The following is a 21433-nucleotide window of genomic DNA, read 5'->3' as shown; positions in this document are numbered from 1 at the left end:
GTCTCGGATCACTGCGGGGGTCAGTTGAGGGCCGGGCGGCGCGCCGCCTCGCGCCGGTCCAGGTCCTGAAGGTCTTCAGGCGTGGCGCCCGAGGCCAGGACGATGTCCACCGCGCGGCGCCATTCGATGGAGCGGGGGTCCAGCATGGAGCGGGCGCGTAGGGCGAACTGGGTCGCCTGCTTGTCGTCGCCGGCGGCGAAATAGTATTCGGCCGAGGCCAGGCGGGCCTCGCCCTCCTTGTTCTGGGAGGCGTAGGCCTGGGCCAGCAGCCGCCAGGCCAGGGTGTTGTCCTTCTCGGCCACCACGGCGTGCTTTAGCTGGGCGATGGCCTCGTCCAGATTGGCCTTGTCGTTGGTTTCGATCAGGGCGTGGGCCAGGTTGATCCGCAGCAGCGGGGCGTCGGGCTTCAGCCGCACCGCCTCGCGGTGGGCGGCGATGGCCTCGGCCGGGCGGCCCTCCTCGAACAGGATCTGGCCCTTCAACTCGTGGAAATAGGGATTGGTCGGATCGCCCGCGATCAGGGCGTCCACCGCCGCCAGGCCCTTTTCCGTCTGTCCGTCGCGATACAGGGCGATGGCGCGGGCGTAGCGGGCGGGCAGGGAGGTGTCGGTGGAGGGATAGTCGCGCAGGGTCGCCGCCGGCTGGTCCATGAAGGCGTGGATCTTTGCCAGGATCAGGGCGTGCTGGGCTAGGCGTTCGGGACTGTCGCGGTGCTCGTAGTGCGGTTGCTCCTGCACGAAGCGACGCAGGCTTTCGATCCGCTGGGCCGACAGGGGGTGGCTGCGGAAATAGGGATAGCGGCGCGCGTCGGAGAAGACCTCCTGGGAGCGGAAGTTGTCGAAGAAGGACACCAGGCCCGCGCCCGACTCGCCGGCCGCCTCGAGGCCCCGGGCGCCGGTCAGGTCGGCCTCGCCCTCCTGTCCCTGCAGATAGCGAAGGGCGCCCAGGGTCCCGAAATACTGGCTGGAGCCCAAAAGGGCCACGCCGGCGTCCGGCGCGCCTGCCGCGATGGCCAGGGCGCCCAGGGCCATGGTCATGAACATAGGCTGTTTGCCGGCGTTCTGGGCGCCGTCGCTGAGGGTGTGGCGGTTCTTGATGTGGCCCGCCTCGTGCGCCATCACGCCCAGCAGCTCGCTGGGGTTCCGGGTCCGCAGGATCAGGCCGGTGTTGACGCCCATGATCCGCCCGCGCGTGGCGAAGGCGTTCAGGTCGTTGTCATTGACCAGAAGGACCTCGATGTCCGCCGGGTTCAGGCCCATGGCCGAAAAGACCGGGTCCGCCCATTCGCGGATAATCCCCTCGACCTCCGTGTCGCGGATCAGGCTCTGGGCCGAGGCCTGGCCTGCGACGAGGAGGGCCGCAATACCCGCCGTCGTCGCCGCCAGAAGGCGGGATGCAGATCGGGGAAGCCACGTCATGGCATGCTCCAAGTACGACCGGCCCCCGCCTGCATCCTGACAGTCTAATCGTGACCGATCAGCGGCGCCACCATCCGCGCTTGGGCTTTTCGGGCGGCGCGACGATCTGGTTCGGGTCTTCGGCGATCAGGGCCTCGACGTCGATCTCGGGCTTGGGCGCGACCACGGGCTCGGCCAGGATGACCGGCTCGGGCGCGGGGGCCTCGATGACGCCCTGTTCGACGGCGGCTTCCGCGGGCGTCACATCCAGGACGACGGGTTCGCCCGCCGTCGGCGCCTCGTTGGGCTCGATGGCGGTTTCCAGCGCCTCGACGTGCGGATCGTCGACCGTCTGAGCGGCCAGGTCCGCGGCTTCCGGAGCGACGACGGCGGCCTTGCGGCGGACCCGGCGGCGCTGGGGCTCCGCCGCCACGGGGGCGACGGCGGGCGCCTCGACGTCGTCGGCGACGGGCAAGGTCACGGCCATGGGAGTGTCGGGCGAACCGTCGGCCGGCATGCCCTCGTTGGTGGCGCGGTTCTCGACCTTGACCTCATGGACAAGGCCGTCGCCGTTGCGACCCCGACCGCGACGACGACGACGGCGCGAACGGCCGCCTTCCTCGCCGGCGTTGTCGTCGGCGACCGCGTCCAGACCCTCGACGGGCTCCTGCGTCACGGCCGGGCGCTCGGCGCGTTCAGGACGCTCGCCACGCTCGGGACGGCTATCGGCGCGACCGGGGTTCAGCGGGTCGAACCAGACATAGGGGTCGTCCAGAGACGGGGTGCGGCCCCGCACCCAGGTGTAGACGTCGCGTTCGCCGTCCTCGCGGGCGCGGCGACCGCCGCGACGACCGCGACGGCGACGACGGCCGTTCTCGTCCTCTTCGTCGTCCGACAGATCGGCCAGGGCGGGCGTTTCCTCGGCGACTTCCTCGTCCCGACGACCACCGCGACGGCGACGGCGGTTGCGGCCCCGGCCGTCTTGACGATCCAGGCGCTCGCGCGGCTCGTCGTCGTCGGTGTCCTCGCGCTCCAGCGCCTCGACGTCGTCGTCCTCGTCGTCGCCGACGATCTCCTCGTCATCGTCCTCGTCTTCGTCCTCATAGAGGTCGGCGTCGAAGTCATCGTTCAGGTCGGGCAGTTCGATCTCGGGGGCGACGAAGTCCTCGTTGGTCTCGGTGCGCTCGATGCCGTGTTCGCCCTGACCCAGGCTGTCGTCGATCTGGACGATCACGTTCAGGCCGCGACGTTCCAGCAGCGACTGCAGATAGGCGCGCTTGTGGTTCAGGATGTACAGGCCGACGGCGGTGCAGACCTTCAGGATCACCACGCCGGCGCCGTTCTTGCCGGCCTCGATGTCGACGGCGCGCAGGGTCATAAGGGCGGCGGATTCGGCCGAGCGGATGCGGCCGGTGCCCTGGCAGTGCGGGCAAGCCTCGGTCGCGCCCTCGATCACGCCCAGGCGGCGGCGCTGGCGGCTGATCTCCATCAGGCCGAAGGGCGAGATGCGGCCCATCTGGATGCGCGCGCGGTCGGAGGACAGGGCCTCCTTCAGCACGCGCTCGACGGCGCGGTTGTTCTTGCCCTCATCCATGTCGATGAAGTCGATGACGACCAGGCCGGCGAGGTCGCGCAGGCGCAGCTGGCGGGCGGCTTCTTCCGCCGCTTCCATATTCGTCTTGAACGCCGTCTGCTCGACGTTGCGTTCCTTGGTGGCGCGACCCGAGTTGACGTCGATGGCCACCAGGGCCTCGGTCTGGTTGATGACCAGATAGCCGCCGGACTTCAGCGGCACGACCGGCTGGTGAATCTGGGTCAGCAGTTCCTCGATGCCGTTGGCCGCGAACAGGGGACGCGAGCCGCGATAAAGGTGAACCTTCTTGGCCTGGGCCGGCATCAGCACGCGCATGAAGTCGCGCGCCTCCTTGAAGCCCTCGACGCCCTCGACCTGGATGCCGTCGAAGTCCTTGTCGAACATGTCGCGCACGGCGCGGCGGACCAGGTTCTCTTCTTCGTAGATCAGGGACGGGGCGTGAGAGGCCAGGGTGGTCTCGCGGATCGTCTCCCACAGGCGCAGCAGATACTGATAGTCGCGCTTGATCTCGGCCTTGGTGCGCTTGGCGCCGGCCGTGCGGATGATCAGGCCCATGCCCTTGGGCACGTCCAGGGCGGCGACGGCGCTCTTCAGGCGGCGACGGTCGGAGGTGTTGGTGATCTTGCGGCTGATGCCGCCGCCCTTGCCCGTGTTGGGCATCAGGACGCAGTAGCGGCCGGCCAGCGACAGCCAGGTGGTCAGGGCCGCGCCCTTGGCGCCGCGCTCGTCCTTGACGACCTGGACCAGCAGGATCTGGCGGCGCTTGATGACGTCCTGGATCTTGTAGCGGCGCATCAAGCGACGCTTCAGACGCTCCTCGTCCGCCAGGGCGGCTTCCGGGTCGACGTCGTCGCCGGTGGACTCGCGATCCAGATCGTCCTCGTCCTCGTCGTCGTGCGCCTCGGCCATGATGGCTTCGCGGTCGGCGACGGGTATCTGATAGTAGTCCGGGTGGATTTCGTTGAAGGCCAGGAAGCCGTGGCGGTTGCCGCCGTATTCGACGAAGGCGGCCTGAAGGCTGGGCTCTACGCGGGTGACTTTGGCCAGATAGATGTTGCCGCGAAGCTGGCGCTTCGCACGGGATTCGAAATCGAATTCCTCAATCTGGCGTCCGTCCACGATGGCGACCCGGGTTTCTTCCGGGTGGGCCGCATCGATCAGCATGGTCTTTGACATGGAAAGTCTCTCTCTGGCGCGCGCAGGCCGACCGTCCCGGAACACCGGGCAGGGTCATGGCGGCTCGCCGAACGGGTGAGGGGGCCGAGGCGCGCGACATCCCCCCGCCGAGAACGGCGAAGAAGGCTTGGTCAAGCCGTTGGGGAGCGCAGGCGGAAAGGCCCATGAAGTCGTCGGTCCTGAACCGGGCGCGCCAATCCTTGGGAAGGCCGCGTCCCTGGTCCGCTCTTCGAACCATCGGCAGGGCCGGGGCGGTTCTCGGATAGGTGAAAGTCAACGCCGCGAGGAGGGCGCGCCAGTCTTCGCCAAGGGCGAAATCGGCGCGATCGGTTCGCGAGCGGATCAAATCATAGCCACGCCAGACGCGAATTAAAAGCGCCTCGCCTTAACCCCCTGCATACGAGCGCCGTGCCAAGGTGCCGATCTAGTAGTTTTACGCAGGTTCGACGTCGCAATGGACGGTCGCGTTATGACAGATTTGCGGCGTTGGGGCGCGAAGGAATGGGCGATGACCGCCCTGGCCTTCGTCGTCATCTGCGCGGTCGGCCTGTTCGCCACGCGCGGCCTGGCGTGGGGCGGCAATGGCGACGTGCTGGGCATCCGCTTCGGCGCCGACGGTGATCGGACCCGCGTGGTCATCGATCTGGAAAAGGCCGCGCAGGGGCGGGTGATCGACACGGGCGCGGACGGGCGCGTCACCCTGGCGTTGAACGGCGTTTCGCCGGGGCGCGGGCTGGACGGCGGCGGATCGGGCCTGGTGCGGTCCTATCAGGTGTCGTCGTCCGGCGGGGCCTCGCGGGTCGAGCTGGAGCTGGCGCGGGGCGGCGAGATCGAACGCCGCTTCCTGCTGCCGCCCGGCGACGGGGTGGCGCACTATCGCTATGTGGTGGACATCAAGGCGACCGGGGCGGCGGCGACGCGGTCCGCTTCGCGCCCGCCGCAGCGTCCGACCCCGCGTCGGGCCGAGCGGCCGCTGGTGGTGATCGACGCCGGCCACGGCGGCCGCGATCCCGGCGCGCGGGGCGCCACGGTCAACGAAAGCCAGGTGACGCTGGCCGCCGCCCTGGCGCTCAAGGCCGAGTTGGAGAAGACCGGGCGGTATCGTGTGCGGTTGACGCGCGAAACCAACACTTATGTCGATCTGTACCGGCGCGTCGCCATCGCCCGCCAGGCGGATGCGGACCTGTTCATCTCTCTGCACGCCGATGCGGGGTCCGACCCTGCGGTCCGGGGCGCCAGCGTCTATACCCTGTCCGAGCAGGGCGCCGGCCGGGCGGTGCGCGAGTTCACGCGCACCGACAACTGGCGCCGCGAACTGCATCTGCCCGGCCGCGACCCGTCGGTGGACCGCATCCTGCTGGACATGACGCAGCGGGCCACCCAGAACCGCTCGGCCCAGTTCGCGCGCGTTCTCCTGACCCATCTGGAGGCGTCCGAGCATCCGCTGCTGCGCCGCAGCCACCGCGACGCCGGTTTGGCGGTCCTTCTGGCGCCCGACGTGCCGGCGGTCCTGCTGGAAATGGGCTTCATCACCAATCCGGACGATGAACGCCTGTTGACCGACGAACGCGCGCGGCGGCGGCTGATGAAGGCGGTCGCGGACGGCATCGACCGCTATTTCCGCGAACCTTCCGCGCCGGTCATGACGGCCTCGACCCCCAGCGCCAACAGCTGAGGCGACCGCGCAACCAAGTGCGCTCGGGCCGGTTTGGTGGGGCATGAAGACAGCGATCGTGACGGGTGGCGCGGGCCTGATCGGCTCTGCGATCTGCAGCAGCCTGATCGAACGGGGGTGGGACGTCGCCGCCTTCGACCTGAAGGCCGCAGAGGGGCCGGCGCGCGCGGTTCGATGCGACATCGGCGACGAGGCGGCGGTCGCCCGCGCCTTCGAGGGCTTGCCCTGGGATGGGTTGGACCTTCTGGTCAACAACGGCGGGGTGGCGAATCCGGTCAACGGTCCCCTGGCGGACCTGTCGCTGGAGGACTGGCGACGCACGGTGGACAGCCATCTGACCGGCGCTTTCCTGATGACGCGCGCCGCCATTCCCCGTTTCCGGTCGCCGGCCGCCATCGTCAACATGGCCTCGACCCGCGCCTTCATGTCCGAGCCGGAGACGGAAGCCTATGCGGCGTCCAAGGGGGCGCTGGTCGCCCTGACCCACGCCTTGGCGATCAGCCTGGGGCCACAGGTGCGCGTCAACGCCATCGCCCCCGGCTGGATTTCGGACGACGTCGACCTGCGACCCGTCGATCGCGCCCAGCATCCGGTCGGCCGCGTGGGCCGCGCCGACGACATCGCCCAGGCCGTGCTTTATCTGGCCGAAGCGGGCTTCGTCACCGGCCAGGTTCTGACGGTGGACGGCGGGATGACGCGCAAGATGATCTACGCCGACTAGCGACGGTTCAGGCCAGGCCGGCCTTTTTCAACGTCTTCCACGCCTTGATGACGCGCTGGAGCTTGGCCTCGGCGCCCCGGTCGCCGCCGTTGGTGTCGGGGTGGAAGCGTTTGAGCAGGTCGTGATAGCGCGCCTTGACGGCCGCCCGGTCGGCGCCCGGCTCCAGGTCCAGATCGGCGAGGGCCGCGCGTTCCAGCTTGCCGACGCGGCGATCCTCGGTGGGGGATTGCGGCGTCTGATCGCCCTTGCGCCCGAACAGGCCGAAGCTGTCGCGCCAGGATCCGGCGCCGGTGGTGTTGGCCGTGCCCATCTTGGCGGCGAAGGCGGCGGCCTCGCGCGTGAACTTGCCCGCCTTCATCTCCCAGGTCGGACGGCCGCCGGTCATGGCCTCGTTCTCCTGGGCGGCGCGAATCTCGCCCTCGGTCATGCCGGCGTAGAAGTTCCAGCCCTTGTTGTATTCTCCGGCGTGGGCCTGACAGAACTCGTAGAAGTCGTTCAGCCTTTCGCGCGACTTGGGCGCCTTGGCCGTCGCGGCGCGGCGGCAGTCGGGCCACTGACACGGTCTTTCGCCGGGTTTCAGGTGCAGGACGTCGGCCTGGGCGGCTTCCTCCTCGGCCTTGGGCGGCTTCACGCGGATGTCGGTGAAGCGCGGCTTGTATTGAAAGGAAGCGGTCATCACCCGAAGTGTAGTCCGTAATTGGACCTCTTCAAGGAAACGATCATGTCCGACGGCCCCGTGGCGGCGATTATCCGTGAAAAACTGACCGCCGCCCTGGCGCCCGAACGGCTGGAACTGGAGGACGACAGCGGGCGCCATGCCGGCCATCATCACGAGGGCGGGATGGACGCCCGGCCCGGCGGCGAGAGCCACTTCAACCTCACGGTGGTCTCCCGCGCGTTCGACGGGCAGTCGCGCGTGGCGCGGCAGAGGATGGTCAACGCCCTGCTGAAGGCCGAACTGGCCGGCCCGGTCCATGCCCTGTCGATCAAGGCCCTGACGCCGGGAGAGGCAGGCTGAAGAAGGAAAAGGCAGCGTTCACCTCGTCTTAGAATCTTCGCCATAGTGTTTTGCACTGAACTGGGTGTGGGGACACAGGTCGATGGTGGAATCGGACGGCGTCATGAAGGCCGCACCTGGCGATCAACTGGTCGGCGAGGCGGCGCAATCTCTGACCGCCATCCTGCAGACCCAATATCTGCGCTACCTGATCATCTCGTCCTGGGCGTTGGGTCTTCTGGGCACGGTGGGGCCGGCCCAGGCCTCTCTGTGGTTCCTGCTGACGGTGATCGCCGGTTCGGTGCGGGGGGTCGTCGAGCATCGTCTGAGCCACAATGTCGAGACCGGCTGGGGCGTGCTGTTTCCCATCGTCGCCACGGTGACGACCGCCGCCTGGGCCGTCGCGCCGCTTCTCGCCTGGTTTTCTCACGCCTCCTTCGGCCAGCCGCTGGCTATCGCCCTGATCATCTCGGGCTATGTGCTGGTCTTCACCCAGCTGCGCAGTTCGCCGCGTCAGGCCCTGATCATCTCGTCGCCATATGGCGCGTCGGCGGCCATCATCCTGGCTAGCCTGTGGGGGACCCCCGAGTTCTGGTCCATGCTGGGGGTGGTGCCATTCACCGCCGCCGGCCTGTTCGTCCTGGTGATCATGACCATGCTGCGCGAGGATCGGATCAGGGCGTTCCAGGCGCATCAGGCGCATCTGATCGAAGAGCTGGAAGCTGCGCGGGACAAGGCGGATGCGGCCAATCAGGCCAAGTCGAATTTCCTCGGGATCATCTCTCACGAGCTGCGCACCCCTATGAACGGCGTTCTGGGCGCCGCCCAACTGCTCAGCGCCACCCAACTCGAGGCGACGCAGCGGGAGTATCTGTCGATCATCCGCAACTCGGGCGACAATCTGCTGAGCCTGCTGAACGACATCCTCGACATGACCAAGATCGAGGCCGGCAAGATGAATTTCGAGATCATCGACGTCGATATGGACGATCTGCACAAACGGGTGACGGGACCGTTCGAGGCCCAGGCCGAGGCGCGGGGGCTGCAGTTCGTCTCCGCCTTCGAAGGTGAAATCCCGACCGTTGTGCGCGGCGACCCCTTGCGGGTCTGCCAGGTGCTGCAGAACCTGTTGTCCAACGCGGTCAAGTTCACCGACCGGGGGCAGGTCCATTTCCTGGTGCGCGGGCGTCGCATCTCCAGCAAGCGGGTCGGCTTCGATTTCGTGGTGACGGACAGCGGGTCGGGCATTTCCCAGGAGGATCTGTCGCGCCTGTTCCAGCCCTTCACCCAGGTCGACGCCTCGTCCACGCGCCGGTTCGGCGGCACGGGCCTGGGCCTGACGATCGCGCGACGGATGGCCAACATCATGGGGGGCGACATCACCGTCACCTCCGAGATGGGCGTGGGGTCGTGCTTCACCCTGTCGCTAGAGGCGGAGGTGGTCGAATGGGCCAGGCCGGTCGTCGCCCAGGAGGAGAATGTCGAGGTACAGACGGCCGCATCCCTGCGTGTGCTGGTCGTGGAGGACCACCCGGTCAATCGCATGATCCTGGAAGCCTGGATGCGTTCGGCCTCGCACGTCACGGCCGCGGCCGAGAACGGGCAACTGGCGGTCGAGGCCGCGGCGGAACAGCCGTTCGACCTGATCATCATGGACGTGAACATGCCGGTCATGGACGGCCTGACGGCGACCCGGCTGATCCGCGCCGGAGACGGGCCGAACGACCAGACGCCCATCGTGGTCCTGTCGGCTTCGGCGCGCAGCGAGGACCATGAGGCCGGTCTGCTGGCGGGCGCTGACGCCTATCTGAACAAGCCCATCGACTTCGGGGCCCTGGCCGAGCTGATGGTGCGAGTGGCCGGCGGGCGAGAGGCGCTGCGAACGGTCGAGTGCCTCTGTTCGGCCGCCGCCTGATCGAAGGTGTCGCAGACGCGAACGCTCCGGCGGGAAACCTCCGGGGCGTTCTTCGTTGTGGGAAGGCGCGTCACGGCCGCGCCGGATGGACCCTGAATGCGCGCCTTCGCCGAACTTCTGGACCGGCTGTCCCTGACGGCCTCGCGCAACGCCAAACTGGTGCTGGTGCGCGACTATCTGCGCGTCACGCCCGATCCGGATCGGGGCTGGGCCCTGGCGGCCCTGACCGGCGACCTGACCTTCGACGCCGCCAAGCCGGCGATGATCCGAAAGGCGGTGGAGGGACGGGTGGACAGCGTGCTGTTCGGCTGGTCCTACGACTATGTGGGCGATCTGGCCGAGACGGTGGCCCTGATTTGGCCGGTGACGCCGGACCATCGACCGAACCGCGAGCCCGAACTGGCCGAGGTCGTGGAGGCGCTAAGGACAGCGACCCGGACCGAGGTGCGCGGTCTTCTGGAAGGGTGGCTGGATGCGTTGGAGCCGAAAGGACGATGGGCGCTGCTGAAGCTGATGACCGGGGCCTTGCGTGTCGGTCTGTCGGCGCGGCTGGCCAAGACGGCGGCGGCGATGATGCGGCCGGACGCCGTGATGGCGCCGCCGTCGCCGGAGGGCGATGAAGCGCAGATGACGCTGGAGGCCCTGGACGCCTCGGCCATCGAGGAGGTCTGGCACGCCGTCGAGCCGCCCTACGCCGACCTGTTCGCCTGGCTGGAGGGCAGGGCGGAGCGGCCCAGCCCGGATGCGCCCGGCCGATTCCGGCCGGTCATGCTGGCCGTCGCCATCGACGAGGCGGTCGATCTGCCCAAGCTGTCGCCGGACGACTATGCGGCCGAATGGAAGTGGGACGGCATCCGCGTGCAGGCGGTGCTGGAGGGCGAGGTCCGCAAACTCTATTCCCGCACCGGCGACGAGATTTCGGCCGCCTTTCCCGATGTGATGGAGGCGCTGGCGTTTCAGGGCGCCATCGACGGCGAACTCATCGTCTGGCGCGACGGGGCTGTCGCGCCGTTCGGGGACTTACAGCAGCGATTGAACCGCAAGACGGTGGACGACAAGGCGATGCAGGCCTTTCCGGCGGCGGTCGTCGCCTATGATCTGCTGGCCCAGGACGGCGAGGATCTGCGCGGCCTGCCGCTGCGCGAGCGTCGGGCGCGCCTGGAAGCCTTGGTCGAGGGTCATATCGGCGAGCGGCTGCAACTGTCGCCGGTGGTCGACTACGCCGATTGGGATCAGCTGGCGCGACTGCGGGCCGATCCGCCGGTGGGGGCGGCGGCCGAGGGGCTGATGCTGAAACGCTGGGACAGCCCCTATCTGGCGGGACGGCCCAAGGGACCGTGGTTCAAGTGGAAGCGCGATCCGCACGTCATCGACGCCGTCCTGATGTACGCCCAGCGCGGACACGGAAAACGCTCCAGCTTCTACTCCGACTACACTTTCGGCGTCTGGACCGAGGAGGGGGCGCTGACGCCCGTTGGAAAGGCCTATTTCGGCTTCACCGACGACGAGCTGAAGCAGTTGGACAAGTTCGTGCGCGACCACACGGTGGAGCGTTTCGGACCCGTGCGGTCGGTGCGGGCCGAGCGGGATTTCGGCTTGGTGCTGGAGATCGCCTTCGAGGGCTTGAATCGCTCGACGCGGCACAAGTCAGGCGTGGCCATGCGGTTTCCGCGCGTCAGCCGCATCCGCTGGGACAAGCCGGCGCGAGAGGCCGATACGCTGGATTCCGTCATGGATCTGCTGGACGCCATCGAAAGCGGCGGCGGACGCCTGGCCAAGGCTTAAAATCGGCCGGGGCGGGGCTTACAATCGGCGCGTCAGGCGTTAGACCCGCCCCATGTCCTCGCCCACGCCCCTCGACGTTGCTTCCCTGGACCAGGCGGTCGCCGCCGGCCGCAAGGCCATCGCCGTCGATGCGGTGATGCTGACCAAGTTGACCGAGCTGGCGGGCGAGTTCGCGGTCAATCTGACCATCGCCATCCTGATCTTCGTCGCCACCCTGTTCGCGGCGAAATGGGCGGCGGGCGCGGCGCGACGGGCCCTGTCGCGGGTGCGGGGCTTCCGGCACGACCCGACGGTCCTGAGCTTCGCCGTCCAGGTGGTGCGGGTGGTGGTCGTCATCGTCGGCATGATCGCCGTGCTGCAGCGCCTGGGCGTACAGACGACCTCGATCATCGCGGTGCTGGGCGCGGCGTCGCTGGCCGTGGGCCTGGCGCTGCAGGGGACGCTGTCGAACGTGGCGTCGGGGATCATGCTGCTGGTGCTGCGGCCCTATCGTGTGGGCGACGTGGTCGATGTGGGGGGCATGTCGGGCACGGTGCAGCGGCTGGACCTGTTCACGACCCAGCTGTCCAACGCCAACAACCACAAGATCGTCATCCCGAATTCCAAGGTCCTGAGCGACCCCCTGACCAATCTGACGGGCCAGCAGACACGGCGGATCGAGATCCATTTCACCGTCGGCTATGGCGACGATCTGAACCGGGCGCGTCAGGTGCTGGCCGGGGTCGCCGCCGCCCATGACAAGGTGCTGGACGATCCCAAGCCCTGGACGGGGGTGACGGCGCTGCTGGACAGCGCGGTGCAGGTGACGCTGCACGCCTGGGTCAAGGTCGGCGACTGGTGGCAGACCCAGGCCGATCTGATGCAGGGCGGCAAGGAGGCGCTGGACGCCGCCGGGATCGAGATTCCTTTCCCGCACCAGGTGGCCGTGCCCTATGGCGACGCCAGGGACGACCCGCGCGGCGTCTCTTCCAGGCCAGAGGACAAGACGGTCTGATGCGCTACGACTTCGCTTCCGACAACACCGCCGGCATGGCCATGAGCGCCCTGGAAGGTCTGGCGCGCGCCAACAAGGGGTTTGTGCGGTCCTATGGGGCGGACGAGACGACGGCGCGCGCCGCCGACGCCATCCGCGCCCGCCTGGACGCCGACGCCGAAATCCGGTTCGTCTTCAGCGGCACGGCGGCCAACGCCATCGCCCTGTCCATGCTGGCCCAGCCGTTCGAGGCGGTGCTGGCGCACCATTCGGCCCATATTTGCACGGACGAGACGGGCGCGCCGGGCTTCTTCGGCCATGGCGCCGGTCTGATCGGCCTGCCCGGCTTTTCCGGCAAGATCGATCCCCTGGCCCTGCAGGCTCAGCTGGCCGAGGAAGAGGTCGGCCATCGCCAGCCGCCGGCAGCCCTGTCCCTGACCCAGGCGACGGAATACGGCGCCGTCTATGCGGAGGAGGAGCTGCGCCACCTGATCGAGCCGGTGAAGGCGGCGGGCCATGGCGTTCATATGGACGGCGCGCGCCTGACCAACGCCGTGGCGGCCGGGTTCGATCTGAAGGATATTGCGCGCCTGGGCGTCGACATCCTGGTGTTCGGCGGGGCCAAGGCCGGCGCCAGCTGCGTCGAGGCCCTGGTCCTGTTCAACAAGGGTCTGTCGCGGCGGCTGGACAATCGGCTGAAACAGGCCGGGCAGACGGCCTCCAAGGCGCGGATGCTGTCGGGGCCCCTGCTGGGTCTGCTGGAAAGCGGCGACTGGGAGGCGGGCGGCGCCCACGCCAATCTGATGGCCCAGCGACTGGCCGCCGGCATCGCCCAGCGGTCGGCCTTCGTGTTGGCCCATCCGGTGGAGGCCAACACCGTCTTCGTGCGGATGCCGTCCGAGGCGCACGCCCGTCTGAACGCCCTGGGCTGGGCCTGCTATCCGTTCGACGACGGATCGGTTCGGTTCGTCTGTTCCTGGGCCACGCAACAGGCGGCGGTGGACGAACTGATCGAAACGATCGTCGGCCTGGATTGAACCGCTGATCCCCCGCCCGGCGTCAGCGTGGTCTTTCCCCGGTCGCATCGGGTTTCCATATGCGGATCATGGCGATGCGTGGTGAGCGCTCAGGCGGCCGGCGCGACCCGATGGTCAAGGCGCAGCAGGCCGGGAGCATGGACGACAGAACAGACGGACCGGCGACGCTGACGGCGCTCGCGGACCTGGCGCGGCTGGTGGGACGGTCCGGGGCGTCGCACCTGCGGTTGCGGCTGTTCTCGGCCATCGCCCTGACGCTGGCGGGCAAGGGGCTGGGGGTGATGGCGCCGCTGGTGCTGGGCGCGGCGGTCAATCGCCTGGCGGCGGGGCAGGGCGCGGCGGCGGCCGTGGGCTGGAGCTTCGCCGCCTTCGCGGTCGGATGGGCCTTGGTGCGACTGCTTTCGACGGTGTCGCCCCTGGCGTCGGACGTGGTGTTCGCTCCCGTCCGCGCCGCCGCCCAGCGCGCCACGGCGGCCGAAGCCTTCGCCCATGCGCTGAGCCTGTCGCTGGACTTCCACCAGACCAAACGCTCGGGCGCCCTGTCGCGCACCATGGATCGCGGATCGCGGGCGGTGGACTTCCTGCTGCGCATCCTGGCCTTCAACCTGGCGCCGACGGGGGTGGAACTGGTGCTGGCCGCCGCCGTTCTGGGCGGAAAATACGACTGGCGCTTCGCCGTCGTCGCCGTGGTGGTCGTCGTCATCTACACCGTTGCCACCTTCGCCATGTCCAACTGGCGGCTGGAGCACCGGCGGATCATGAACGCCGCCGATTCCGAGGCGGCGGGCGTTTCGGTGGACGCCCTGCTGAACTATGAGACGGTCAAGTCCTTCGGCGCCGAGGCGCGGGCCGCGCGCACCTATGACCGGGCGCTGGGCGACTATGCCGCCGCCTCCCTGAAAGCCAACAGTTCCCTGGCCCTGCTGAACGGGGCGCAGGCCCTGATCATGAACCTGGGTCTGGGCGTCATGGCAGTGATGGCCGGGTTCGAGGCGGCGGCCGGGCGGATGGGACCCGGCGACGTGACGGCGGCCGTGCTGATCATGATCTCCCTCTATGCGCCGCTGAACATCCTGGGCTTCGCCTATCGGGAAATCCGCCAGTCCTTCATCGACATGGAGGAGATGCTGAAGGTGACGCGCCAGACGCCGCAGGTGGCCGACGCGCCGGACGCCGCGCCCCTGCCGCGCCCGACCGATGCGCGCGGGGCGGAGCTGAGGTTCGACCATGTCGGCTTCCGCCACGACGCGCGGGCCAACGGGCTGGAGGATGTCAGCTTTCAGGTCGCGCTGGGCGCGACGACGGCGCTGGTCGGGCCGTCGGGCGCCGGAAAGTCCACCATCGTCAAGCTGGCCCTGCGTCTGTTGGACCCGCAGGAAGGGCAGGTGCGGATCGACGGCCACGACGCGCGCGACGTGACCCAGGCGTCGCTGCGGGCGGCGGTGGCCCTGGTGCCGCAGGACGTGGCCCTGTTCAACGACACCCTGGCGGCCAATATCGCCTTCGCCCGGCCCGAGGCGGACGAGGCCCGGATCTGGGCGGCGGCCGAGGCGGCGGAACTGGCGGACTTCATCCGCGCCTTGCCCGACGGCCTGCAAACCACGGTGGGTGAGCGGGGGCTGAAGCTGTCGGGCGGGGAGCGTCAGCGGGTCGGCATCGCCCGCGCCCTGCTGGCCGATCCCTGCATCCTGATTCTGGACGAGGCGACCAGCGCCTTGGACAGCCGCACCGAGGCCGCGATCCAGAAGACGCTGCAGAAGGCCCGCAACGGCCGCACGACCCTGGTGGTCGCGCACCGGCTGTCGACCGTGGCCGACGCCGATCAGATACTGGTTCTGAAAGCCGGGCGGATCGTGGAGCGCGGCGCTCATCACGAACTGGTGGCGCGCCAGGGCGGGGAGTACGCCGCCCTATGGAGAAAGCAGACGCGAGCCGGAAAGGTCGTTCAGCCCTGAGGCTGACCGGGCAGCTTGCGCTTCAGCACCTCGTGCAGATTGGCGATAATGGCGGTGCGGGCCTCGGCCTCCGTCGAAGGCAGCGACAGAAGAACCTTCATGGCCTGGGCGTGGACGGTGGCGATCCGCCAATCGAACCCGCCCTGACGGGGCGCGGCGTCCAGAAGGTCGCACAGCCCCTTGGCCGCCTTGCAAAGATCGTCCATCTCGAACGGACTGGCCGCGTCGATGATCTGGCTTGAGGCGCTGTAGGCCATGTCCAGCCGCATCGGCTCGATCATGTCGGCGGGCGTCGGCGCCAGCAGGGCGGCGATATTATCCGCGATGATCGTTCGAGCCTGATCCTCAAGCGGGGCCAGATTGGCCTTGGCCTGCGCCAGGGCGACCCCGACGCTGACGCCTCCGGGCTTGTTCATCATCTGGCCGAGACGCGACCTGGCTTGTTTATGCGTGATCACGCTCATAGGGCGTTCTCCGAATTCTGACGCCGGCGCAGCATGTCGGCGCGACGTTCCTCTCCATCGTATTCTTCGTTGCGGATGCGTCGATCCGGTCCGAAATAGTCGCCGACCTCAAGGAAGGGCCGGTTGTCGCGCGCCACCCACAGGATCCTTTCCAGCAGCAGGCTGGGGCTGAACGGTTTGGTGACGACGAAGTTCGCGCCGCAGTCGCGCGCCTCGGTGACGCGACCCCGACGAATGTGGCTGGCGGTCATGATGACCGGGACAAAGGCGTTGGGGTTGGGCGCCGACCGTCGCAGCCAGCGCACCAGTTCATAACCGTCGATGTCCGGCATGTCCGTATCGACGACCAGAAGGTCGATCGTCTTGTCCTTCAACAGCTTCTGCGCCTGGGTTCCGGTTCCGACGGCGTAGGTGGGACGAATGCCGAAACCGGCCAGGGCGTTGGCCGTCAAGGTCAGGGAAAAGGGCGAGTCGTCGACGATCATCGTCACGGCTTCGCTGAAGTTGAACACGGCGCTGTCGCGCAGAGAGGAGGGCGTGCTCATGTTCGACTCGGTCTGATCATACGGCCGTGTCGATCATGGCTGACCGCCCATTGCTGCTTGCATATCCCACGAACGCCATCTTGGCATTCGAGAGTGGACGGCGCGTTAATGCAGCGGGTGTCTGGGTTCAGCCGCCCAGGGCGCCGATGGCGTAGAAGCGGTCGGCGCGCTGCTTCCTGATCTGCTGGGGAGACAGACCGTCGAACCGCTTCAACTCGTCCGCCAGCACGTCGCCGACATTGGCGATGGCGGCCTGGCGGTCGGCGTGGGCGCCGCCGACGGGTTCCTCGATCAGGCGATCGACGATCTTGAGCTGGATAAGATCGGGGCCGGTGATCTTCATGGCCATGGCGGCGTCCCGACCGCGCGAGCCGTCGCGCCACAGGATGCCGGCCGCGCCCTCCGGAGAGATCACCGAATAGATCGAATGCTCCAGCATGATCACCCGGCTTGCGGCGGCGATGGCGATGGCGCCGCCCGAACCGCCTTCGCCCGTGATGGTGGCGATGGAGGGCACGCCCAGGGTCAGGCAGCGCTCGGTGGAGCGGGCGATGGCCTCGGCCTGACCGCGTTCCTCGGCGCCCAGGCCCGGGTAGGCGCCGGCGGTGTCCACGAAGCTGAGCACCGGCAGGCCGAACCGCTCGGCCATGTCCATCAGGCGCACGGCCTTGCGATAGCCCTCTGGCCGCGCCATGCCGAAGTTGTGGGTCAGGCGGGTGGTGGTGTCGTGGCCCTTCTCATGGCCCATGACGACCACGGGCCGGCCCCGAAAACGGGCCAGGCCGCCCAGGATGGCCTGGTCGTCGCCGAACTGGCGGTCGCCGTGAAGTTCGTTCCAGTCGGTGAACAGGCCCGCGACATAGTCGACGAAGTGGGGCCGCTGCGGATGGCGCGCGACCTGGGTTTTCATCCAGGGGTCGAGGCCCGCATAGGTCTTCTTGCGAAGCTGGGCGGCCTTCTTGCGCAGGCCGGCGATTTCCGTCTCGAAGCCGCCCGTCGTCTGGGACAGGGCGGACAGTTCGTCGATCTTGGCTTCCAGATCGGCGATCGGCTTTTCGAAGTCGAGATAGTGCGTGGCCATAAAGGCGTCCGGGACTGGGGGCGGGCGAAGCGCCCTTAGGGAAGGCGGGCGAAACTAGAGACGTCGACGCCGTCGGGCAAGCGGGTGTCAGAAAGCCTTCGGCAAGCCAGCTTGTTTGAGAACGCTATTGGCAGTGTGGCGGCTCTTGGAGCGCGGCACGATGACGGCCTGCGGTTGGTCGGAATGTCTCCGTTTCTCGTGGCTGCCCTTGGCGTTCACGACGCGACGCCAGCCAGCGGCGAAGAGGAAGGCGGTGAGTCCAGGGTAGAAGTCCTTGGGCATCTGCTCGGTCTTTCGTCTTCAATCCGCGCAGTTTGCTTGCGCCAAACGCAGGGCGGACGAACGATGAAAACAATCGATGATTTCAATCGGCCAGTCTTTCCGACCGGGCAGTCAGTCGTCGCGCGCCAAGGGGTGGTTTTGGTGGACGACCTGGGCCAGGCGGTCGGTGGCGACGTGGGTGTAGATCTGGGTCGTGGCGATGTCGGCGTGGCCGAGCAGGGTCTGGACGACCCGCAGGTCGGCGCCCCCTTCCAGCAGGTGGGTGGCGAAGGCGTGGCGCAGGACGTGGGGGCTGACGCGGGCCGGGTCGATGCCCGCCGTCAGGGCCGCCTGGTCCAGCAGTTGGGCGAAGCGGCGGGGCGTCAGATGGCCGGTGCGGCCCGAGGAGGGGAACATCCACGGACTTTCCGGCGCCTGGGGCTTTCGCCCCGCCTTGCCCTTGAATTTGGCGTCCCGGGCGGTCAGCCACGCCTTGATCGCCTCGCGGGCGGCGGGGTTCAGGGGGGCCAGTCGTTCCTTGCCGCCCTTGCCGCGCACGATCAGATAGGCCGGGTCGCGCCGCACCGCATCGACCTTCAGGCCCAGCAGTTCGGACACCCGCAGGCCCGAGGCGTAGGCCATCTCCACCAGAGCGACCAGACGCAGGCCGGCGGCGGCGTCGCGGGCGGCTGAGGCGGCCAGCAGGGCGTCGATCTCGGCGCGGCTCAAGACCTTGGGCAAGGCGCGGCCCTGTTTGGGTGCATCCAGACGGCGCGACGGGTCGTCTGCGCGCCAGCCCTCGGCCAGGGCGAAGCGATAGAACTGGCGGGCGGACGAGCGCCTGCGCGCGGCCGTCGCGGCGGACAGGCCGCGCCGCGACAGCTCGGCGAACCAGCCCTCCACCGCTGCCGCGTCCGCGCCCAGCAGGCCGCCCGCGCCGGACAGGGACGCCTCGGCGTCCGCCAGGTCGCGGCCATAGGCGGCCAGGGTGTGGGGGGAGGCGTCGCGCTCGACCGCCATCATCTCCAGAAAGGCCTCGATCTGGGGCGTCATGCGACGATCGGCGCCGCGAACGGATGGCGCACGGCCAGGCTTGGTGTAGAGGTTTCAGGGATCATGCCTGCCCGCGCCTTCGCCGTTTCCATCCGCCAAGCCTGCCGTTCCGCCGGAGCCGCCGGATGAGGCGGCGCGCGAATCCCGGTCCGACCCGCACCATAGCCCTGGTCGGCCTGATGGGCGTGGGCAAATCGTCGGTGGGGCGGCGACTGGCCAATCGGCTGCGGCTGCCGTTCGCCGACGGGGACGTGGAGATCGAATCGGCGGCGGGCATGACGGTGTCCGAAATCTTCGCCGCCCTGGGCGAGGACGAGTTCCGGGCCGGAGAGGCCCGGGTGATCCGGCGCCTGCTGGAGGGGCCGCCCATCGTTCTGGCGACCGGCGGCGGGGCGATGATGAACCCCGAGACCCGCGCCCTGTTGAAGCAACGGGCCGACACGGTCTGGCTGAAAGCCGACCTGGCGGTGATCGCCGAACGGGTGGCGCGGCGCGACACCCGGCCCCTGTTGCGGGACAAGGATCCGCTGGAGGTTCTGACAGCCCTGGCCGAGGTTCGCTATCCCATCTATGGCGAGGCCGACGTGGTCGTTGACGTGGGGCTGGGGTCTCACGGTCAGGCGGTGGACGCCATTCACAAGAGCCTGCGCCGACACTGGCGCCAGAGGCGGCGCACGGAGACCCAGTCATGATCGCCATTCCTGTCAGCGGCGGCGGCTTCGCCGACTATGAGGTCGTGGTCGGGCGCGGCCTGCTGGCCCAGGCCGGCGCGCGCGTCGCGCCCCTGGCCAAGGGGCGGACGGTGATCGTCAGCGACGAGACGGTGGCCGCCCTGCACGGCCCGGCCCTGACCGCATCGCTGCGCGCGGCGGGCGTGACCAGCCAGACGGTCACGGTCCCGGCGGGAGAGGGGTCCAAGTCCTTTGCCCAGTTGGAGCGGGTGCTGGACCGGTTGCTGGAGATCGGCCTGGACCGCAAGGACGTGGTCATCGCCCTGGGCGGCGGCGTGGTGGGGGATCTGGCCGGTCTGGCGGCGGCGCTCTACATGCGGGGCATCGACTTCGTGCAGGTTCCGACGACCCTCCTGGCCCAGGTGGACTCTTCCGTCGGCGGCAAGACGGCCATCGACACGCCGCGCGGCAAGAACCTGGTCGGCGCCTTTCATCAGCCGCGTCTGGTGCTGGCCGACATCGACGTTCTGGCGACCTTGCCGGAGCGGCAGGTGCGGTCCGGCTGGGCCGAGGTTGTGAAGCACGGGCTGATCTGCGACGCGGCCTTCTTCGACTGGTTGGCGGGCGAGGGCGCCGTGGGAGCGACGGGCGATCCGGCGGCGCTGGAACGGGCGGTGATCCGCTCGGTCGAGATCAAGAGCGCGGTGGTCGGCGAGGACGAGAAGGAGGCGGGGCGGCGCGCCCTGCTGAACCTGGGCCACACCTTCGGCCATGCGGTGGAGACCGAGGTCGGGTTCGACGAGGGGGCGTTGGCGCATGGCGAGGCGGTGGCGCTGGGGTGCTGCATGGCGTTCCGGTATTCGGCAGCCCAGGGTCTGTGTTCGGCCGCTGATGTGGCGCGGGTCGAGGCGGTCGTCGCGGCGGCGGGCCTGCCGACACGGCTGGAGCAGGCGGGAGCATTCGCCGCCGGCCGGCTGCTGGCCCTGATGGCGGGGGACAAGAAGGCCGAGGGCGGGGCGCTGACCCTGATCCTGGCGCACGGAATCGGCCGGGCCTTCGTCGCCAAGGGCGTGGATGCGGCCAAGGTCCGGGCCTTCCTGATCGCCGAAGGGGCGACGGGGTGATGCGGATCGCCTGCGCGCCGCTGGAGGATCGGTTCGTCCGGCTGGAGCCGTTCGACGAGGGGCTGAAAGCCGAGGTGCGGGCGGCGCTGGATTGCGACCCCGACGCCTGGGACATCATGGTCGCGCCGGCCTATGGCGCGCATTTCGACGGCTGGTGGGACGCGGCGCTGGCGGCGATGCGGGCGGGGACGCGGATCGCCTATGCGGTGCGCCGACGATCTGACGGGGCGGTGGTCGGCACGACCAGCCTGTATGAAATCCACCCCGCCTATCGCCGCTGCGAGATCGGCTCCACCTTCTATCGGCCTGAGGCGCGGGGCGGGCCGATCAATCCGGCCTGTAAGCGGCTGTTGCTCGGTCACGCCTTTGAGGCCGGCGCTGTGCGGGTCGAGATCATCACCGACGCCGTCAACGCCCAGAGCCAGGCCGCGATCCTGAAGCTGGGCGCCAAGGCCGAAGGCGTGCTGAGAAAGCACAAGACCACCTGGACCGGCCGAGCGCGCGACACGGCGATGTTCGCCATCATAGACGACGACTGGCCCGAGGTGCGCGAGGGGCTGGATCGGCGGCTGGCGGCGTTCGCCTAATCCACAGCCCGGCATTGGGTCGGCTGGCGGCCCTCGACGGACCAGGTGGCCAGGACGCCCTTGCCGCGCAGTTCGACGTTGGAGGCCCGGTACCAGATGCCGTCGGCGGCGCGTTCCTGATACAGATCAACGGCCTCGCCCGAGGAGTTGCGAACCGTCGCCATCTGGCGCGGGTCGTCGAAATCGACCGACAGCCGCTCGCCGTTGTCGCACAGATAGACGGTGTGGACGACGCGGTTCAGGGTGCGGTCCTGGATCTCGGCGCCGGTGCGCTGGCGGGCGGTCTGGGCCTCGATGGCGCGTTCCTTGACCTCGTCGCCGGTGCGGGGGGCCTTGTCGGGATCGGGACCGCAGGCGGCCAGGACCAGGACAGCGGCGGCGCCGCTGAGGACGAGTGACGGCGGCAGACCCGGCTTGAACAA

The 21433-nt window shown here is 68.8% G+C and carries 20 protein-coding genes; 11 read left to right on the top strand and 9 right to left on the bottom strand.

Translation table 11 applies throughout. The features are described 5' to 3' along the window. Positions 1-20: 20 nt before the first annotated feature. Entirely contained in the window at positions 21-1418 is a 1398-nt protein-coding gene (locus QE389_RS05455) for a M48 family metalloprotease (RefSeq protein WP_307365217.1), read from the bottom strand. 58 nt (positions 1419-1476) lie between these two features. Beyond that, entirely contained in the window at positions 1477-4167 is a 2691-nt protein-coding gene (locus tag QE389_RS05450) for an Rne/Rng family ribonuclease (RefSeq protein WP_307365215.1), read from the bottom strand. Positions 4168-4675: 508 nt separating this feature from the next. Between QE389_RS05450 and QE389_RS05445 the strand changes: the two genes are divergently transcribed. Together QE389_RS05445 and QE389_RS05440 are read left to right on the top strand one after the other, a co-directional pair. Beyond that, positions 4676-5842 (top strand): N-acetylmuramoyl-L-alanine amidase, encoded by a 1167-nt coding sequence (locus QE389_RS05445; RefSeq protein WP_307365213.1) that lies wholly within the window; start codon positions 4676-4678, stop codon positions 5840-5842. Between the two features lie 43 nt (positions 5843-5885). Continuing rightward, positions 5886-6563: an SDR family oxidoreductase gene (locus tag QE389_RS05440; protein WP_307365211.1), complete on the top strand. Its 678-nt coding sequence runs from the start codon at positions 5886-5888 to the stop codon at positions 6561-6563. A 7-nt stretch (positions 6564-6570) separates the two neighbouring features. Here the strand turns inward: QE389_RS05440 and QE389_RS05435 are convergent, their stop codons facing one another. After that, positions 6571-7239 carry a J domain-containing protein gene (locus tag QE389_RS05435; protein ID WP_307365208.1) on the bottom strand — a complete coding sequence of 223 codons (669 nt, stop codon included), beginning with the start codon at positions 7237-7239 and terminating at the stop codon, positions 6571-6573. A gap of 45 nt (positions 7240-7284) precedes the next feature. Between QE389_RS05435 and QE389_RS05430 the strand changes: the two genes are divergently transcribed. The 6 genes from QE389_RS05430 to QE389_RS05405 all read left to right on the top strand — a co-directional run bounded on the left by QE389_RS05430 (position 7285) and on the right by QE389_RS05405 (position 15225). Next, positions 7285-7581, top strand: a complete 297-nt coding sequence (locus QE389_RS05430; protein ID WP_307365207.1) for a BolA family transcriptional regulator — start codon at positions 7285-7287, stop codon at positions 7579-7581. Positions 7582-7684: 103 nt separating this feature from the next. Continuing rightward, positions 7685-9475, top strand: coding sequence for an ATP-binding protein (locus QE389_RS05425; RefSeq protein WP_307365205.1), 1791 nt, complete (start codon positions 7685-7687; stop codon positions 9473-9475). A 96-nt stretch (positions 9476-9571) separates the two neighbouring features. Beyond that, positions 9572-11260, top strand: a complete 1689-nt coding sequence (locus QE389_RS05420) for a cisplatin damage response ATP-dependent DNA ligase (protein WP_307365202.1) — start codon at positions 9572-9574, stop codon at positions 11258-11260. 52 nt (positions 11261-11312) lie between these two features. Next, positions 11313-12254, top strand: a complete 942-nt coding sequence (locus QE389_RS05415) for a mechanosensitive ion channel family protein (protein WP_307365200.1) — start codon at positions 11313-11315, stop codon at positions 12252-12254. Then, on the top strand, positions 12254-13270 hold the full coding sequence (locus QE389_RS05410) for a low specificity L-threonine aldolase (RefSeq protein ID WP_307365198.1): 1017 nt from the start codon (positions 12254-12256) through the stop codon (positions 13268-13270). Before QE389_RS05415 ends, QE389_RS05410 begins: the two co-directional genes overlap by 1 nt. 110 nt (positions 13271-13380) lie before the next feature. Further along, complete coding sequence (locus QE389_RS05405) at positions 13381-15225, top strand: ABC transporter ATP-binding protein/permease (RefSeq protein ID WP_373458289.1); 1845 nt, start codon at positions 13381-13383, stop codon at positions 15223-15225. Here QE389_RS05405 and QE389_RS05400 read toward each other — a convergent pair. The 5 genes from QE389_RS05400 to QE389_RS05380 all read right to left on the bottom strand — a co-directional run bounded on the left by QE389_RS05400 (position 15216) and on the right by QE389_RS05380 (position 18629). Next, positions 15216-15641, bottom strand: coding sequence for a chemotaxis protein CheE (locus QE389_RS05400; RefSeq protein WP_307365194.1), 426 nt, complete (start codon positions 15639-15641; stop codon positions 15216-15218). The genes QE389_RS05405 and QE389_RS05400 overlap by 10 nt on opposite strands. A 44-nt stretch (positions 15642-15685) precedes the next feature. Next, positions 15686-16234 carry a response regulator gene (locus QE389_RS05395; protein WP_307365192.1) on the bottom strand — a complete coding sequence of 183 codons (549 nt, stop codon included), beginning with the start codon at positions 16232-16234 and terminating at the stop codon, positions 15686-15688. A gap of 127 nt (positions 16235-16361) precedes the next feature. Beyond that, a complete protein-coding gene (locus tag QE389_RS05390; protein ID WP_307365190.1) occupies positions 16362-17315 on the bottom strand; it encodes an acetyl-CoA carboxylase carboxyltransferase subunit alpha in 954 nt (317 codons plus the stop codon). Positions 17316-17402: 87 nt separating this feature from the next. Further along, the gene (locus tag QE389_RS05385; RefSeq protein ID WP_307365188.1) at positions 17403-17597 is read right to left on the bottom strand and encodes a type II toxin-antitoxin system HicA family toxin; all 195 of its coding nucleotides are present in this window, start codon (positions 17595-17597) and stop codon (positions 17403-17405) included. A 111-nt stretch (positions 17598-17708) separates the two neighbouring features. Beyond that, positions 17709-18629 (bottom strand): site-specific tyrosine recombinase XerD, encoded by a 921-nt coding sequence (locus QE389_RS05380; protein WP_307365185.1) that lies wholly within the window; start codon positions 18627-18629, stop codon positions 17709-17711. Positions 18630-18754: 125 nt separating this feature from the next. Between QE389_RS05380 and QE389_RS05375 the strand changes: the two genes are divergently transcribed. The 3 genes from QE389_RS05375 to QE389_RS05365 are packed head-to-tail and all read left to right on the top strand — an operon-like array spanning position 18755 to position 21011. After that, positions 18755-19321, top strand: a complete 567-nt coding sequence (locus tag QE389_RS05375; RefSeq protein ID WP_307365183.1) for a shikimate kinase — start codon at positions 18755-18757, stop codon at positions 19319-19321. After that, the gene (gene aroB, locus QE389_RS05370) at positions 19318-20424 is read left to right on the top strand and encodes a 3-dehydroquinate synthase (RefSeq protein ID WP_307365181.1); all 1107 of its coding nucleotides are present in this window, start codon (positions 19318-19320) and stop codon (positions 20422-20424) included. Before QE389_RS05375 ends, aroB begins: the two co-directional genes overlap by 4 nt. Further along, entirely contained in the window at positions 20424-21011 is a 588-nt protein-coding gene (locus tag QE389_RS05365; protein WP_307365179.1) for a GNAT family N-acetyltransferase, read from the top strand. The genes aroB and QE389_RS05365 overlap by 1 nt, the downstream gene beginning before the upstream one ends. On the opposite strand, the gene QE389_RS05360 is transcribed toward QE389_RS05365, so the two are convergent. Further along, a complete protein-coding gene (locus QE389_RS05360) occupies positions 21008-21433 on the bottom strand; it encodes an MliC family protein (protein WP_307365177.1) in 426 nt (141 codons plus the stop codon). The two genes, QE389_RS05365 and QE389_RS05360, sit on opposite strands and share 4 nt — an antisense overlap.

Origin of the sequence: Brevundimonas sp. SORGH_AS_0993 (assembly GCF_030818545.1) — a bacterium.
Classification (GTDB): Bacteria; Pseudomonadota; Alphaproteobacteria; order Caulobacterales; family Caulobacteraceae; genus Brevundimonas.
Note: the sequence above shows the minus strand (reverse complement) of the source record. Positions and strands in the feature narration are given on the sequence as shown.

Bases quoted from the DNA above. Each gene is read 5' to 3' on its own strand.
- QE389_RS05415 (WP_307365200.1), top strand. From the start codon at position 11,313: ATGTCCTCGCCCACGCCCCTCGACGTTGCTTCCCTGGACCAGGCGGTC.
- QE389_RS05395 (WP_307365192.1), bottom strand. From the start codon at position 16,234: ATGAGCACGCCCTCCTCTCTGCGCGACAGCGCCGTGTTCAACTTCAGC.
- aroB (WP_307365181.1), top strand. From the start codon at position 19,318: ATGATCGCCATTCCTGTCAGCGGCGGCGGCTTCGCCGACTATGAGGTC.
- QE389_RS05390 (WP_307365190.1), bottom strand. From the start codon at position 17,315: ATGGCCACGCACTATCTCGACTTCGAAAAGCCGATCGCCGATCTGGAA.
- QE389_RS05380 (WP_307365185.1), bottom strand. From the start codon at position 18,629: ATGACGCCCCAGATCGAGGCCTTTCTGGAGATGATGGCGGTCGAGCGC.
- QE389_RS05365 (WP_307365179.1), top strand. From the start codon at position 20,424: ATGCGGATCGCCTGCGCGCCGCTGGAGGATCGGTTCGTCCGGCTGGAG.
- QE389_RS05405 (WP_373458289.1), top strand. From the start codon at position 13,381: ATGGTCAAGGCGCAGCAGGCCGGGAGCATGGACGACAGAACAGACGGA.
- QE389_RS05385 (WP_307365188.1), bottom strand. From the start codon at position 17,597: ATGCCCAAGGACTTCTACCCTGGACTCACCGCCTTCCTCTTCGCCGCT.
- QE389_RS05410 (WP_307365198.1), top strand. From the start codon at position 12,254: ATGCGCTACGACTTCGCTTCCGACAACACCGCCGGCATGGCCATGAGC.
- QE389_RS05450 (WP_307365215.1), bottom strand. From the start codon at position 4,167: ATGTCAAAGACCATGCTGATCGATGCGGCCCACCCGGAAGAAACCCGG.
- QE389_RS05400 (WP_307365194.1), bottom strand. From the start codon at position 15,641: ATGAACAAGCCCGGAGGCGTCAGCGTCGGGGTCGCCCTGGCGCAGGCC.
- QE389_RS05430 (WP_307365207.1), top strand. From the start codon at position 7,285: ATGTCCGACGGCCCCGTGGCGGCGATTATCCGTGAAAAACTGACCGCC.
- QE389_RS05440 (WP_307365211.1), top strand. From the start codon at position 5,886: ATGAAGACAGCGATCGTGACGGGTGGCGCGGGCCTGATCGGCTCTGCG.
- QE389_RS05420 (WP_307365202.1), top strand. From the start codon at position 9,572: ATGCGCGCCTTCGCCGAACTTCTGGACCGGCTGTCCCTGACGGCCTCG.
- QE389_RS05455 (WP_307365217.1), bottom strand. From the start codon at position 1,418: ATGACGTGGCTTCCCCGATCTGCATCCCGCCTTCTGGCGGCGACGACG.
- QE389_RS05445 (WP_307365213.1), top strand. From the start codon at position 4,676: ATGACCGCCCTGGCCTTCGTCGTCATCTGCGCGGTCGGCCTGTTCGCC.
- QE389_RS05425 (WP_307365205.1), top strand. From the start codon at position 7,685: ATGAAGGCCGCACCTGGCGATCAACTGGTCGGCGAGGCGGCGCAATCT.
- QE389_RS05375 (WP_307365183.1), top strand. From the start codon at position 18,755: ATGAGGCGGCGCGCGAATCCCGGTCCGACCCGCACCATAGCCCTGGTC.
- QE389_RS05435 (WP_307365208.1), bottom strand. From the start codon at position 7,239: ATGACCGCTTCCTTTCAATACAAGCCGCGCTTCACCGACATCCGCGTG.